Annotated in this window: 9 protein-coding genes; 1 reads left to right on the top strand and 8 read right to left on the bottom strand. The window is 72.1% G+C overall.

Annotation, left to right across the window (positions count from 1 at the left end; genetic code table 11):
- Positions 1-38 precede the first annotated feature (38 nt).
- Positions 39-3584, top strand: coding sequence for a hypothetical protein (locus HG543_RS13945; protein ID WP_246357004.1), 3546 nt, complete (start codon positions 39-41; stop codon positions 3582-3584).
- Between the two features lie 142 nt (positions 3585-3726).
- Here the strand turns inward: HG543_RS13945 and HG543_RS13940 are convergent, their stop codons facing one another.
- From HG543_RS13940 to HG543_RS13905, 8 genes are all read right to left on the bottom strand, one after another.
- Positions 3727-5025, bottom strand: a complete 1299-nt coding sequence (locus HG543_RS13940; protein WP_169345233.1) for a UDP-glucose dehydrogenase family protein — start codon at positions 5023-5025, stop codon at positions 3727-3729.
- A 26-nt stretch (positions 5026-5051) separates the two neighbouring features.
- On the bottom strand, positions 5052-6173 hold the full coding sequence (locus tag HG543_RS13935; protein WP_246357010.1) for a CgeB family protein: 1122 nt from the start codon (positions 6171-6173) through the stop codon (positions 5052-5054).
- Positions 6173-7294 carry a CgeB family protein gene (locus HG543_RS13930; RefSeq protein WP_169345232.1) on the bottom strand — a complete coding sequence of 374 codons (1122 nt, stop codon included), beginning with the start codon at positions 7292-7294 and terminating at the stop codon, positions 6173-6175. The genes HG543_RS13935 and HG543_RS13930 overlap by 1 nt, the downstream gene beginning before the upstream one ends.
- A complete protein-coding gene (locus HG543_RS13925; protein ID WP_169345231.1) occupies positions 7291-8430 on the bottom strand; it encodes a CgeB family protein in 1140 nt (379 codons plus the stop codon). Before HG543_RS13925 ends, HG543_RS13930 begins: the two co-directional genes overlap by 4 nt.
- Positions 8427-9509, bottom strand: coding sequence for a glycosyltransferase family 4 protein (locus HG543_RS13920; RefSeq protein WP_169345230.1), 1083 nt, complete (start codon positions 9507-9509; stop codon positions 8427-8429). Before HG543_RS13920 ends, HG543_RS13925 begins: the two co-directional genes overlap by 4 nt.
- A 25-nt stretch (positions 9510-9534) precedes the next feature.
- Complete coding sequence (locus HG543_RS56290) at positions 9535-11571, bottom strand: NAD-dependent epimerase/dehydratase family protein (protein ID WP_281404400.1); 2037 nt, start codon at positions 11569-11571, stop codon at positions 9535-9537.
- On the bottom strand, positions 11568-12689 hold the full coding sequence (locus HG543_RS13910) for an NAD-dependent epimerase/dehydratase family protein (protein WP_169345229.1): 1122 nt from the start codon (positions 12687-12689) through the stop codon (positions 11568-11570). Before HG543_RS13910 ends, HG543_RS56290 begins: the two co-directional genes overlap by 4 nt.
- Before the next feature lie 528 nt (positions 12690-13217).
- On the bottom strand, positions 13218-14373 hold a 1156-nt coding region (locus HG543_RS13905), incomplete at its 5' end, for a hypothetical protein (protein WP_211193912.1).

Here is a 14373-nt window from a genome sequence, read left to right as displayed (position 1 = left end):
TTTGTCAGGAATGAGGGTGGACTGCCATCCTTGGCGCCATGCCCGACATCCGCCTGTCCGAGCTCCGCGCCGAGCTGTCCTCCACCCACGACGTCGCCCGCGTCCACCGCATGGTGGAATTGGGGCGCCGCGCACCGGTGGAGCCGGAGGTCCGCGCCGCGCTGGACGGCCTGTCGGAAGGTGACGCGTACGAGCGACGGCTCGCCCTCTTCGCCCAGTACACCCGGCGCGACGGGGCCCAGGTGCTCCGCGCCACGTCCGACGCGTCCCGCCGCATCCGCTCGCTGGCCTTCCAGCTCGTGCCCATCGCCTGCGACGACACCCAGGCGCTGGAGGCACTGAAGATGGCCTATGCCATGCGCCGCGAGGGCGACCTCCTCCGCGGCCTCATGCGGCGGGGACGCCAGGGGGTCATCGACACGTACCTCGACTGGCTCGCCGCCCGCGACGGTGTCACCGACTTCGCCGACGCCGTCCCCCTCGGGACGCCCGACGGCATCCGCCGTCACCTCGCGCGGGCCCTGGAGATGCCGGGCTACCGCTTCTATGACCGGATGGCGCGCCATGCCCCGGACATCCTCGGGGAGCTGCTCGCGGGGTGGTTGGGGGCCGTGCCCGGCGAGCCCGACCCGGTGACGCGTCAGCTCATCCACTCCTACCTGGCCCGCATCGCCGACCAGGCGCCCGACGCGGCGTTGGAGCTGTTCGAGCTGCTGCTCGACCGGCGCATCCACCCCGATGCCGAGGACTGGAAGTGGCTGGTGATACGCCGTCCCGAGGCCGCGGTGGCCCTGTTCCAGCGGCACGAGCACGCCACCCCTCCCGAGAAGCTGTTCGCCCGCGCCGCGCCCCGTCTGGCCGTGGAGTCGCTCGCGTGGCTCGTGCGCCGCGCCCCCGGCTCGCTGGGCGACGCGAAGACGCTGCTGCCCCTCCTCTCCGAGCCCGCGCGCCGCGCCGTCGTCGAGGCATGGTGCGCCGCGGTGGACGTGGCGCCCGACTGGGGCACGGAGCTGCTGCGCTCCATCACCGACTCCACCGCGCGCGAGCACGTGTACTCGCGCTGGAGCGTCGCCACGCGCAACCGCGACGGCGTCATCTCCGTGGGCGTGCTGCGGGCGCTGCCCATCGACCTGCGGGAGCGCGAGGCGCGCCGGCACCTGACGGAAGTCATCGCCCTGGGCACCCGTGCCCAGCAGCGCATGGAGTACGCGCGCCTGCTGCCCTGGGACGAGGCGCAGTCCGCCCTCCAGTCCTACCTGGGCCACCCCGAGGCCGGCATGCGCGGCGCGGCGTTGACCACGCTGCTGGCCATCCCCGGGCTGCGCCCCGACGAGCCCGCCCTCGTGGACCGCGCCCTGCCCCTGGTGCTGGCGCGCAAGAACGAGCAGGACCCCGTGCGCGGGGCGATGCTGGGCGCGCTGGTGAAGTGGCCCCGCCGCGTGTGGCGCCGCGAGCACACCGAGGCCGTGGGGCGCATGGTGCGCGACGCGCTCGACGCGGCCGACCTGTCCCATGGCACCGCGCAGCTCGCGGAGACGCTGGTGCTGCGCACCTTCGCCCGGGAGCCCGCCTGGGGCGCCTCGTGGCTGGCCACCCTCCTCAAGGAGCGGGGCCGCCTCTACAGCTGCCGGCTGGGCGAGTACCTCACCGATGACGAGGTGCGCGCCGCCGCGCCCCAGCTCCTCGCCATCGCGAAGGGTTGGGCGGAGCGCGAGCGGGGCGGGCCCCTGCTGGAGCTGGTGCGGAGCCTCGGCGAGCGGGCGAACCTCGTGCCGGGCCTGCCGGAGGTCATCGTCTCCCTGCGCGACGCGACGCCCTGGTCCGGCCTGTCGCTGGGGCTCAGCCTGTGGCTGTCCGAGCATGGCCGCGAGCGGTTCGAGGCCACGCTGGGCGCCACCGTGCGGCGCTGGCTCGACACGGGCTGGTACGCGGAACTCATCGCGCTGGCCGACGCGCAGGAGGAGGGCGAGGCCCTCCACGTCGAGCTGGTCTCCGGACTGGAGCGCCTGGCGCTGCGGATGGACAAGCACACGCCTCCGGCGCTCGGGGTGCTGCGCAAGAAGGCGTGGACCGCGTTCGACCGGCTGCTGCCCGCGCTGCTGAAGGCGGACGCCAGCGTCATCGTCTGGGTGCACGACTACCTGCACCGCCGCCGGCAAGACCTGCTGACGCCCTACCTGGGCGCGCCCGTCATCCAGGGCCGCTTCGCGACGGGGAAGACGGGCTGGCTGCTGTCCTTCGAGGGCGGCTTCTTCCGGTGGACGTCGGAGCAGTGCGCCCTCTACTCGGGCGCGGTGGGGCGGATGTTCGAGGACCCCGAGCGGGACACCCCGACGCTGCTGTGGGCCACCACGCTGCTCGCGGCCATCGACTGGGCGCCCATGGACCGGCTGTGCGCGCTGGCGGATGACTCGCGGCCGGCGGTGCAGGAGAGGGCCATCCGGGTGCTGGCGCGGTGCGACCAGGGCCAGGGCGTGCCCACGCTGCTGCGCTGCCTGGAGGATGTCCGCGGCCGTATCGCCATCTACGGGCTGCGCCGCGCCTTCAACGGCATGCCTCCCGCGCGGGTGGTGTCCCTGCTGTCCGAGGTGCCGCTGACCAAGGTCACCATCGCCAAGGAGGTGGTGCGCCTGCTGGGCGAGCTGCGCTCCGACGCGGCCTACGCGCGGCTCCTGGAGCTGGACGGGATGGCGCTGCACCGGGACGTGCGCATCGCCATGCTGCGCGCGCTGTGGGACCACCTGGACCGCGAGCCGACGTGGGCCGTCCTCGACCGCGCGGTGGACGGGGCGGACTGGGTCATGGCCTCGCGCCTGGGAGACATCCCCGCGGACCGGCTCACCGAGGCGTCGGACCGGAAGCTGTCCGCGCTGCTGGGGCGCGTGCTGGCCCGGCCCGAGCCCGAGGCCCGTATCGATTTGCTCCAGCGAGCGGCGTTCCTCTCCGTGAGGGACACCGAGCGCACCTTCCTGTCCGCGTGCGGCGCGCGGCTGGCCTCGCCGTATGACGACGAGGTGGCCGCGGCCATGCGCGCCGTGCTTCACCGCTCCAACGAGCAGGACCTGGAGCGACTGGAGGGGATGCTGGACTCGGTGGCGGTGGACCGGCGCGCGCTGAGCGTGGCGCTCGGGCAGCTGCTGAGCCTGCGGGTGAAGTCCCGCGCCAGCTACATGCTGGCGGCGGCCGCGGCGGAGCGCGTCCTGGCGAAGGATGTCCGGCTGGCGCCGCTGCGCGTGCGCTGCGCGGCGGCGGCCCTGGAGCCCGTGGAGCTGGCGGAGCGGCTGGCGCACATGGGCGAGTCGGGGCACCTGCTGCCAGATGCGCTGGAGGCGTGCCGGGAGGTGGTCGACGCGATTCCCGCCGCGATGCTGGAGGCGGTGGAGGCGCGGCTCACCGCGAGCCCGAGCGCGGAGGCCCGGCGCGTGGCCGTGTGGTGCCTGATTCGCGACGCGGCCCCGGGCCGCGGGTGGACGCCGGAGCGGTTGGCGCGCCTGGAGAAGCTCCAGGCCGACCCGTCGCCGCTGGTCTCCGGTGCCGCGCAGGTGGTCTTCCCGCCCCGGGAGATGGTGAAGCAGTCCGCGTGAGGAGCTTCGCCACCCCATAGCGGAGCCTGGTGCTCCGTGGAGCTTCAGCCCAGCCACGGGGGCTTCGCCGCGAGCGGCCGGTGCCGCGGACCGCGAAGCCCCTCTCGGGATGGAGCCCTACCCGCTCGAGCGATACCCGCCGCTACGAGCGGCCGATGCCGTAGTACGCGAAGCCCTCTTCCTTCACCCGCACCGGGTCGAAGATGTTGCGGCCGTCGAAGATGACGTGTTCCTTCATCAGGCTCTTGAGCTTCTTGAAGTCCGGCCGGCGGAACTCGTTCCACTCGGTGACGAGGAAGAGGCCGTCCGCCCCTTCCGCCGCCGCGTAGTTGGACGGCGCGTACAGCACGCGGTTGCCGAAGTAGCGCTCCGCCACCTTCGCGGCCACCGGGTCATGCACCTGCACCCGGGCGCCCTTGCCCAGCAGACCCTCGATGAGTTCCACCGCCGGGGCCTCGCGCATGTCGTCCGTCTTCGGCTTGAAGGCCAGGCCCCACACCGCGAACGTGCGGTCCGCCACGTCGCCGTAGTGCCGCAGCGCCTTCGCCAAGAGCGAGCGCTTCTGCCGCGCGTTGGTGCGCTCCACCGCGCGCAGCAAGTCCAGCTCCAGGCCGAACTCGCGCGCCGTGGCCACCAGCGCCTTCACGTCCTTCGGGAAGCAGGAGCCGCCATAGCCGCAGCCCGGATGGAGGAACGGGTAGCCAATGCGCTTGTCCGAGCCCAGGCCCTTGCGCACGAACTCCACGTCCGCGCCCACCTTCTCGCAGAGCGCGGCGACGTCGTTCATGAACGAGATGCGCGTGGCCAGCATCGCGTTGGCGGCGTACTTCGTCAGCTCCGCCGAGCGCGCGTCCATGAAGAGGATGGGGTTCTCCGTGCGCACGAAGGGCGCGTACAGCTCGCCCATGATTCTGCGCGCGCGCTCGGACGAGGTGCCGATGACGACGCGGTCCGGCTTGAGGAAGTCCTCCAGCGCCGCGCCCTCCTTGAGGAACTCCGGGTTGGAGACGACGTCGAACTCGACGCTCGTCACCTTGGAGATGGTCTCCCGCACCTTGTCCGCGGTGCCCACCGGCACGGTGCTCTTGTCCACCACCACCGTGTACTGCTTCATGGCCTTGCCGATGCCCTCGGCGGCGGCCAGCACGTACTGGAGGTCGGCGTCACCGCTCTCGCCCTCGGGCGTGCCCACGGCGATGAAGACCACCTGGGCGGAGGACACCGCCTTGCCCAGGTCGGTGGTGAAGTGCAGCCGGTGCGCGGCGGAGTTGCGGTGCAGCAGCTCCTCCAGCCCCGGCTCGTAGATGGGAACCCTTCCCTCCTGGAGGGCGCGGACCTTCCGCTCGTCCACGTCCACGCAGGTGACCTCGTTCCCCGACTCGGCGAAGCAGGTGCCCGCTACGAGCCCGACATATCCCGTTCCCACCACCGCGATCTTCATTGGTTGACCCCCCGCTTCCTTCTCGCTCAGCGTTTCACGATGACCCTGTCCAATGGCGTCCCCGAGGCAGCGCCCCGGCTGGCCTCCCGCGCGTACTCCTCCACCGCCAGGGCCCGGTGTGCCGCCGTGTGCTCGGCCAGCACCCGCGCCCGCGCCTTCGCTCCCAGGGCACGCCGGTCCGCCTCCGTCATGTCCCGGAGGTAGCCCAGCGTGTCCTTCTCCGTCCGCGCCAGGAGGATTTCCTCCCCCGGCACGAAGACGCTCTCCAGCCCGTTCCACACGTCGCTGATGATGGGGACGCCGCACGCGGCCGCCTCGAAGAGGCGCACGCTCGGCGAGTAGCCCGCCAGCACCATGTCGGCGCGCGTCACGTTCAGCGTGAAGAGCTGGGCGCAGTAGAAGCCCGCGTGCTCGGGCGGCGGCAGGTGCTCGACGCGCCGCACGTTGGCGGGCCAGCGGACCTCCTCCGGGTACTGCGGGCCCGCGACGACGAAGCGCCCCGCGTCCCACTCGCGCGCGGCCTCCAGCATCAGCCGCTCCAGCGTGGGCTGCCGGTCCGCGCTGTAGGTGCCCAGGTAGCCCAGGTCCCATTTCGCCACGCAGTTGCGCGGCTCGTACAGCTCCGGGTCCACGCTGCAGTACAGCGGGCGGGCCGCGGGCGAGCCCAGCTCGCGCTCGATCTTGCGCAGCGTGGGGCCGCCGGTGAAGGACAGGTACAGCCGGTAGCCGGGGATGAGGTCGGGCGAGAGGTACTCGAAGTCCCCGCGCGACAGCTTCGCCAGCGTCACCGGCGTGTCGATGTCATAGAAGGCCGGAATGCCACGGGCCGTGGCCTGCACCCAGCGGCCCACCTCCACGCCCTGCGGGACGTAGGAGCCCACGATGACGAGGTCCGCGTCGCGCACGTCGTCGGTGAAGCGGGCGCGCAGGTCGGCGAGGTCGGCGTACAGCTCGGTGCGGCCCCAGGGCGGCCGGGGCATGTCCCGGTTGGACGCGTACCAGGGCACGTCCCGCTCCAGGAAGAGGACGTCGTGCCCGCGCCGCACCAGCTCGCGCACGAGCCCGCGGAAGGTGGTGGCGTGCCCGTTGCCCCAGGACGAGGTGATGGACAGGCCGAGGATGACGATGCGCATGCGCTGGGGCTCCATCACGCCACTCCCTCCAGCGCGGAGCCCATGGCCCGCTTCGGCGCGCGATAGCCCAGCACCTGCTCCACCTGCACCGCGCGGTGCGCGTAGGTGTGCTCGGCCAGCACGCGGCGGCGGGCCGCGTTGCCGATGTCGCGCGCGCGCTGTGCGTCGAGCGAGCGCACCAACTCCGCCACCTCGGCGCCGTCCTTCGCCACCAGCACCTCGCGGCCGGGCTCCAGGAACAGCTCGATGCCCTCCCACGCGTCGGTGATGAGGCACGAGCCCGCGCCCGCCGCCTCGAAGACGCGGGTGGCCGGCGAGAAGCCGAAGCGCGCCATGCTCTCGCGGCTGATGTTGAGCACCGCGCGGGGCGTGCAGTTCAGCACGTTGTGGTCCGCCGTGTAGACGTGGCCCAGGTACTTCACGTTGGCCGGCATGCGCTTGTCGCCCCAGCCGCTGCCGCCCAGCAGGAACTTCCCCTCCGGGTAGAGCTGCGCGGCGCGGAGGAAGAATTCCTCCACGCGGGCCTCGCGGTCCGGCAGGCGGTTGCCCAGGAAGGCCAGGTCACACTCGAAGCGCGGCTCGCGCGGCACCGGGTGGTGCGTGCTGGGGTCCAGCGCGTTGTAGATGGGCACGCACTCGCGGGCGCCCAGCGCCTCGTACGCGCGCACCACCGGGTTGCCGCCGCCGTAGGTGAGGATGCGGTCATACCGGGCGATGAGCGGACGGAACGCGTCATCCGGGTTCTGCTGCACGCGCTCCAGCGTGGCCGGCGCGTCCACGTCCCAGAAAATCACCTGGGTGCGCGGGCCCTGCAAATCCAGCACGCGGGCCTCGAGCAGCGCGTCGAAGACGCCCACGCCGCTGGCCTTCACCACCACGTCCGAGCCCCGGGCCTCCTCCAGGCAGCGCTCCAGGGCCTCGGTGCCCTGCGCGGAGTAGACGACGTCGCGGGCCCAGTCCGGCTCGGGGATGTCGCGGTGCTGCTGGCGCTCGAAGGCGTCAGGCTCGTAGAAGGTGACGCGGTGGCCCCGCGCGTGGAGGGCGCGGATGACGCCCCGGTAGTACGTGGCCGCTCCGTTCCAGTACGCGGAGACGAGACTGGAGCCGAAGAAGGCGATGCGGAGACCCTGGTTCATGCGGTGACCCTCTCCTGTGCCTGCGATTGCGCCGCGCGGGTGTCGACTCCCAGCTCGCGGCAGATGCCCAACAATTCGTCCACGCGGTGCGCGCAGGTGTGGCGCGACAGCACGGTGCGCCGGCCGTGCTCGGCCAGCTCGCGGCGCGCGCCCTCGTCCGACAGCAGCGTGCGCAGGTGGCGCTCCATCTCGGCCCCGTCGCGCGCGACGAGGAAGTCCCTGCCCGGCGTGAAGAGCCCCTCGGCGTCCTCCCACGGAGCGCTCACCAGCGGAATGCCGCACGCGAGCGCCTCGAAGACGCGGATGGTGGGGATGCCCGGCAGCGCGGAGGCATACGGCCGGCGCGGCACGTGGACGGTGAGGCGCGCGCGGGCGAAGGCCCTGGGGGCCTCGTGGTTCGGTAGCCAGCCGCCATACTGGATGCCGGCGTCGGCCAGGGCGCGCTTCGCCTCGTCGGGGTAGCGCACGCCGTGTACACGGGCCTTCAGGCCGAGCCGCTTCACGGGGCCCAGGAGGAACTCGTGCAGCTCCGCGGTGCGCTCGTCGTCGCCCCAGTTGCCCACCCAGACGAGGTCCTCCTCCTGGGACGTCGCGGGCAGCGGTCGGAAGACGCGGTTGTCGGCGGACTCGTGCCAGGTCCAGGCCCGGCGCGTCCAGCCGCGGTCCAGGTAGAGGCGGCGGATGACGTCGCCGAAGGCCAGCACGCCGTCGTAGTGCGTCAGGTCGTACCGGGCCATCTCGTGCGGCGCGGTGACGCTGCGGTGGTGCGTGTCATGGAAGAGGAGCCGGAAGGCGCCGCCCCTTGCGCGCTTCTCGCCCACGCGCTGCACCAGCTCCGGGGTGCTCCACTCGTGGACGATGACCAGGTTCGCGCCCTCCAGCGCGCGGTCCAGGTCCAGGGTGGCGGGGTCGTACCGGAGCGGGCGCACGCGTGGGTAGATGGTGCGCACCGCGTCCAGTGCCTCCTGCCCGCGTGGCTCGGCCAGCAGGTTCTGGAGGCTCCACGCGTCCTGGGGCTCCCAGACGCGCACCTCGTGGCCGCGCTCGACCAGCTCGGTGACGATGCCGCGCAGGAAGTGGGCGTTGCCGTGGTTCCAGTCGGATAGCAGCGAGTGACAGAAGATGACGACTCTCATGGCGTGGGGCTCTCTGGATGCGGGTGCCGCAGCTCTGCGTAGACGGAGAGGTAGGCCGCGGCCATGCGCCGCGGCGTGTAGTTCAGGGCGCGCTCCCGGGCGCGCTCGGCCAGCCGCGTGCGCAGCGAGGTGTCACGGCTCAGCGACTCCAGGGCCTCCACCAGCGCGTCCCCATCCGACGGCGGGACGAAGAGGGCGGCCCCGTCCCCCCAGACCTCTCGCAGCGAGGGGATGTCGCCCAGCACCAGCGCGCAGCCGGACAGGGCCGCCTCCAGCGCGGACAGGCCGAAGGGCTCGTAGCGGGCGGGCAGCGCGTACACCGCCGCGCGCGCCATCCACCGCGCCAGGACGGAGGGCGCCAGGAGGCCCAGCATCTCCACGTTGGGCGACTCCACCCGCCACCCAGCGGGGTGCCGGGCGTCACCGGCCACCATCACCGGCCAGCTCAGCCGCGGCGCCACGGCCGCCAGCAGGGACACATTCTTGGCCTCGTCCCACAGCCGGCCCGCGCTGAGGATGAAGGGCTCTCGCGCCGAGCCCGAAGGGAATGCCTCGAAGCCGCGCGCGTTGAAGATGACGTCGGAGGCCGGCAGCGGCCCGTAGTGCTCGCGCAGGGCCTCCAGCATGGCCGCGCTCGGCGCCACCACCCGGCCCGCGGCACGCAGTCCGGCGGCGACCGCGTCGTGATAGCGCGCGTACCGGTCCGGGGCGTCCTCGCCCTTCACCGCGCGCCACCAGGACAGGACACACGAGTGGCCCACCACCAGCGGCGGCCGCGCCCACGGCAGCGCGCCGTGCGCATAGCCGTTGAGGTGCACCACGTCCGGACGCAGCCGGGCCTCCAGGGAGAGGAGCCAGTCCCCCGCGGCGCGCACGTCGTCCCACGGGTCGTCCATCCACTCGAGCGCGAACCGGGACTCCTCGACAGCCAGGTTCGGCAGGGCGCGCGCCTCGGCCCACCGCGCCTCGGAGAGCGGCGCACCCATGGTGGCCAGCGTCACCTCCACGCCGTGCGAAGCGAGCGCGCGCGTGAGCTCCAGCGCGTACGTCCACACACCGCCGACGGTGTCGGCGGTCATCAGCACCCGGCGCGGAGCGACGGGACTATCCGGCGAAGGTCTCAAGCGCGAGTGGCTCCCGTGACACGGATTGTCGAGGTGCGCGGCGCTCCAGCATCTCCCCCAGCCAGCCCAGCAGCCGGGTGACGCCCTCGCGCACACCCACCTGCGGAGCCCAGCCGGTGGCCGCCTGGAACTTCCGCGTGTCGGACACGTAGTAGCGCTGGTCTCCCGTGCGCCAGTCCTCGTGGCGCACGTCGGGCCGGTGGCCCACCAGCTCCTCGATGAGTTCCAGCAGCTCCAGCAGGCTGATGGCCCGGGTGGGGCCGCCGCCGATGTTGAAGGCCTCGCCGGAGACCTCGTCCATCCTCGCCTGCGCGAGGCGGAAGGCGCGCACCAGGTCCTCCACGAAGAGGACGTCGCGCACCTGCATACCGTCGCCGTAGAGGGTAATCGGCTGCCCCTTCAGCGCGCGGATGAGGAAGTGGGCCACCCAGCCCTGGTCCTCCGTGCCGAACTGGCGCGGGCCGTAGATGCAGCTCATGCGGAACACGGTGGCGCGCAGGCCGAAGCTGCGGGCCCAGTCCAGCACGTACTGGTCGGCCGTGCCCTTGGAGCAGCCGTAGGGGCTCTCGAAGTCCAGTGAGCAGCGCTCGCTGATGCCCTGGGCGCGGATGTCCGGATCCAACGGCTCGTAGCGATGCTCCCCCGCCACGAAGCGCAGGCCGGGCAGCCCGCCATACACCTTGTTGGTGGAGGTGAAGACGAGCGGCGCCGGCGTCTCCATGTCGCGCAGGGCCTCCAGCACGTTGAAGGTGCCGCGTGCGTTGACCTCGAAGTCGTGCGTGGGCGCGTCCAGGCTGGTGGTGACGGCCACCTGGGCGCCGAAGTGGAACACCTCGCCCGCGTGGCGCACGGCGCGGCGCACGGAGGCCGCGTCGCGGATGTCGGCGACCTCCACGTCCAGCCGATCACCGTGGCGCTCCTTCAGCCAGCGCAGGTTCTTCTCCACGCCCGGACGGCTGAGGTTGTCGTAGACGAGGACGCGGCGGCCCTCCTCCAGGTACGAATTGGCGACGTTGCAGCCGATGAAGCCCGCGCCGCCGAACACGACGACCTGCCGCTCCGGACGCACGCCGCGAGGCTGCGCGAGCTGCCGGAGGCCCTCCGCCAGCCCCACGAGGCCGCTCTCCGCCCAGAGGCGATAGAGGAGCTTCATGCCGCCGTCGGCGCGCTTCAGGCCGAGGTACAGGTCGCGTTCGTCGGCGCCCTCGGGGACGACGTCCTCCACGGAGCCCGCGTCATACAGGCCGTCCCAGTACATGCGCGCCACCGGCGCGGCGGCCGCGTCGAGGAACTCCGCCACCTGCCGGCGCTCGCCGTGACGCCACGTGGAGTAGCCCGCGGCGGTAATCCAGACCTCCGCGCGCGAGCCATGGCGGCCGAGCACGTCCCGCACGGGCTCCAGCCACGCGTCCCAGCCCGTCCACGGCGTGTCGTGCGTGTCCGGCCAGCCGTGCACGCCCACCGCGTCGAGTGCGTCCGGGCCCACGCGCTCCAGCACGAGGTTCAGCCACAGCGGGTCCACCGGGCTCATGCCCCCCAGCACCACCCGCTTGCCGGCCGCGTGCGCGCGCCGGGCGCCCTCCGCCACCAGCGCGGAGAACGACTCCCACGTAGGGTCCATCCGCCAGTCATAGGAGGCGAGGCTGCACGGCTCGTCCCACAGTTCCACCCACTCCACGAAGCGGCCGTGCTCCGCGAGGAAGCCCTCCACGAAGTCGCCGAAGGCTTTCGGGTCCTGGTTCGCGGCCGAGGGCGTCCCCACGAGGCAGGGCAGCACGCACACGTCCTGCGACAGCCGCCGCATCAACCAGCGGTACCACCGGGCACCCTCGGGCGTGAGGGCCTCGGCCCAGGACACGCGCGTGCGCAGCTCGCGCACGCCGAGCACCTTGAGGTCCGCCAGCGCGGCCTCCACGATGCCGTGCTCGCCCGGGGCGAAGTCCTGTACCAGGCCCACCCGCGACGTGCGGAGCCCCGTGCCCCGTCCCGCTCCACTCCCCATCCGGTTCCGTGTCATACGGTCAGCCCCCGAGCCTCCAGCTCCGCCCGTGCCTCGGCCACGCGGTCCGTGGCCACCTGGCCCCGCAGCCACTCGGCCAGCTCCGTCAGTCCCTGGTGGAAGCCCACCCGGGGCTCGTAGCCCAGCACCTTGCGGGCCAGGGAGATGTCCGCGAAGCAGTGGCGAACGTCGCCCACGCGGTACTTGCCCGCGATTTCAGGGCGGATGTGCGACTTGCCCATGACCTCGGCGATGGCGGCGGCCACCTCGCGCACGGTGACGGCGTTGCCGCTGCCGATGTTGAAGACGCCGCCAGCGACCTCGGGCACCTCCAGCGCGAGCCGGCACGCCAGGGCGATGTCATGCACGCTGACGAAGTCACGCTGCTGGAAGCCGTCCTCGAAGATGAGCGGCGCGTTGTTGTTCATCAGCCGGCTGGCGAAGATGGCCAGCACGCCGGTGTACGGATTGGAGAGCGCCTGGCGCGGCCCGTACACGTTGAAGAAGCGCAGCGCCACCGTGGGGATGTTGTAGGCCTTGCCGAAGATGAGGCACAGCCGCTCCTGGTCGTACTTGGACAGCGCGTAGACCGAGGAGAGCGCGGGAGGCTTCGTCTCCGGCGTGGGCACGGGAGCCAGCGGTTGGCCGTCCACGTCCAGCACCTCCCACTGGTTGGCCTGGAGCTGCTCGCGCGGGCGGTCCGTACCGGGGACGAGGTTGCCGTCACGGGCGCGGAAGAGGCCCTCGCCGTAGACGCTCATGCTGGAGGCGACGATGAGCTTCTTCACCGGATGCTTGAGGAGCGCCTCGAGCAGCACCGCGGTGCCGAGGTTGTTCACCGAGGTGTAGTGGGCAATCTCATACATGGACTGGCCCACGCCGACCGCGGCCGCGAAGTGGTAGACAGCGTCCATGCCCTCCAGGGCACGGCGCACCGCCTCCGCGTCCCTCACGTCACCGACGTGCAGCTCCACCTCCGGGTTGAGATAGGCCGGCCGCTCGCGAGCCTCGCCGTGCACCTGGGGCAGGAGGCAATCGAGCACTCGCACCTGGTGTCCGCGCTCGATGAGCTGGTCCGCCAGGTGAGAGCCGATGAAGCCCGCTCCGCCAGTAATGAGAATCCGCTTGCTCTTCATTGCCCCTCCAACACCCTCGAGACCTTTTTGGATGGCCGCCGCTGCCGGCGCGCCGTACCCGATTCGTGGACCGGCCTCGTGACCGAGCCCCCCCCGGGCTCTTCTTCGCGCAACCTAGGTCTCAGCCAATCAAGCGGGGAGTGCCATGCCACGTTGTCCCCATGCCTCGGTACGCCACCCACTGAGTAGTTGAGGACATACCCGGGAAGTCACGTGGAATCCTGGTGACCTGGAGTGTAGGCAGGGAAGCACGCGCGCATCGACACCATGCTCCGCGCGCGGCGCCTCACGTGGAATGAGACGCGAGGACGAAACGGCGGACTGGCCGACACATTCATGCGCGTTCATGCGAGGTATTCACTCGGAAGAACGCGCGGAGCGAACGCTTCACGAACGCTCCCCTGCTCCGCGATGGGGCGCCTCATGAATCGCAATCACGCTGCATCTACAGGATGACGAGAGGCTTGCGCGGAGGCCGCGCGTGACACCGTCAGGATGCGGTGTGAAGCACCGTGCGGCGCGCGGACCTCACGCCTCGTGCCACCCGGATTCAGCGGATGGGCGACACACGGCCTGTACCGAAGCCGTACCATGAAGCGACACGCGCCCTGTACCCGAGGACGAGTGTGGGCGCGCGTGACTTCCGGCACTCTGCATGCGCCACGCGGATGTTGGCAGCAGCCAGCGGACTCCCGCGAGGACGAGGAGCACCGCGCCCAGCGCGGCAAGCCTGTATCCGTGGGGAAGCCACGTGGCCGCCCATGACAGGCCGCCCGCTCCCGCGCCCAGCAGCCCGAGTCCGCTGGCCATGAGCAGCAGGCCCCCGTTGTGCAGTGCCAACCCGCGTGCCAGCGGACGCCCCAGTCTCGACAGCAGGGGGACGAGCAGGCCGAGGCTGACGAAGCCCACGAGCATCACGTGGAGGTACAGGAGCGCGGGCTGCCGCGCGCGTGCCGCCCACGTGGCGAGGCCCAGCGCGCCCGCGGCCTCCATCACCACCTTCAACGCGTACCACAGGGACAGCCAGCGGAATGCGGTCGCGGTCGTCCCGTGGAGCTCGCGGGACATGCGCCACAGGGCACGGACCCAGACGAGGCCCGCGACGGAGACGGCCAGCGCGGCGGAGCGCGCGACGGCGCCCATCATCCCCGTGTCTCCTCCCGCGACGCCGAGCGGAGCGCCCAACCATGCGGTCACCGCGAGCACGCGCAGACTGGCACCGAGTGCGCGCTCGTCCACGCGCGCTCCGCGTTCCCGGGCGTGCGCGATGAGCACGGCCATCGTGGTGAAGAGGAAGAACCACGCGAAGGCATGCAGGAAGACGAAGACAGCCAGCTGACCGTGGAACGGCGTGCCCTTCCCCGACGCGAGCAGCACCACCCTGGCGACGGCACCCGCCAGGGCCAGCACCACGTAGGCCAGGCCCGCGCGGAGGAAGCGGGACTCCAGGCCCGTGGCTTCGCGCGCCGCGCGCCACCCGACTCGCACGGCCACCGCCCAGACGATGAGCGCCAGGGTGGACACCGCCATTCCCGGCGGGGCGTAGCCGCCGTGGAGGAACGCCACGAAGGTCAGCGCCGAGGTGATGGTGAGCGCGGTGAGCACCCGGGTGGCCTCGCGCCCACTCACGCCGAGGTGCTCGTAGGCGAGGGCCAGCAGACCCAGCCCCGCCCACCCGAAATAG

The sequence above is a fragment of the Pyxidicoccus fallax genome (assembly GCF_012933655.1).
Classification (GTDB): domain Bacteria; phylum Myxococcota; class Myxococcia; order Myxococcales; family Myxococcaceae; genus Myxococcus; species Myxococcus fallax.
Note: the sequence above shows the minus strand (reverse complement) of the source record. Positions and strands in the feature narration are given on the sequence as shown.

Coding starts and splice junctions, on each gene's coding strand:
- HG543_RS13945 (WP_246357004.1), top strand. CDS start 39: ATGCCCGACATCCGCCTGTCCGAGCTCCGCGCCGAGCTGTCCTCCACC.
- HG543_RS13940 (WP_169345233.1), bottom strand. CDS start 5,025: ATGAAGATCGCGGTGGTGGGAACGGGATATGTCGGGCTCGTAGCGGGC.
- HG543_RS13935 (WP_246357010.1), bottom strand. CDS start 6,173: ATGGAGCCCCAGCGCATGCGCATCGTCATCCTCGGCCTGTCCATCACC.
- HG543_RS13930 (WP_169345232.1), bottom strand. CDS start 7,294: ATGAACCAGGGTCTCCGCATCGCCTTCTTCGGCTCCAGTCTCGTCTCC.
- HG543_RS13925 (WP_169345231.1), bottom strand. CDS start 8,430: ATGAGAGTCGTCATCTTCTGTCACTCGCTGCTATCCGACTGGAACCAC.
- HG543_RS13920 (WP_169345230.1), bottom strand. CDS start 9,509: ATGACCGCCGACACCGTCGGCGGTGTGTGGACGTACGCGCTGGAGCTC.
- HG543_RS56290 (WP_281404400.1), bottom strand. CDS start 11,571: ATGACACGGAACCGGATGGGGAGTGGAGCGGGACGGGGCACGGGGCTC.
- HG543_RS13910 (WP_169345229.1), bottom strand. CDS start 12,689: ATGAAGAGCAAGCGGATTCTCATTACTGGCGGAGCGGGCTTCATCGGC.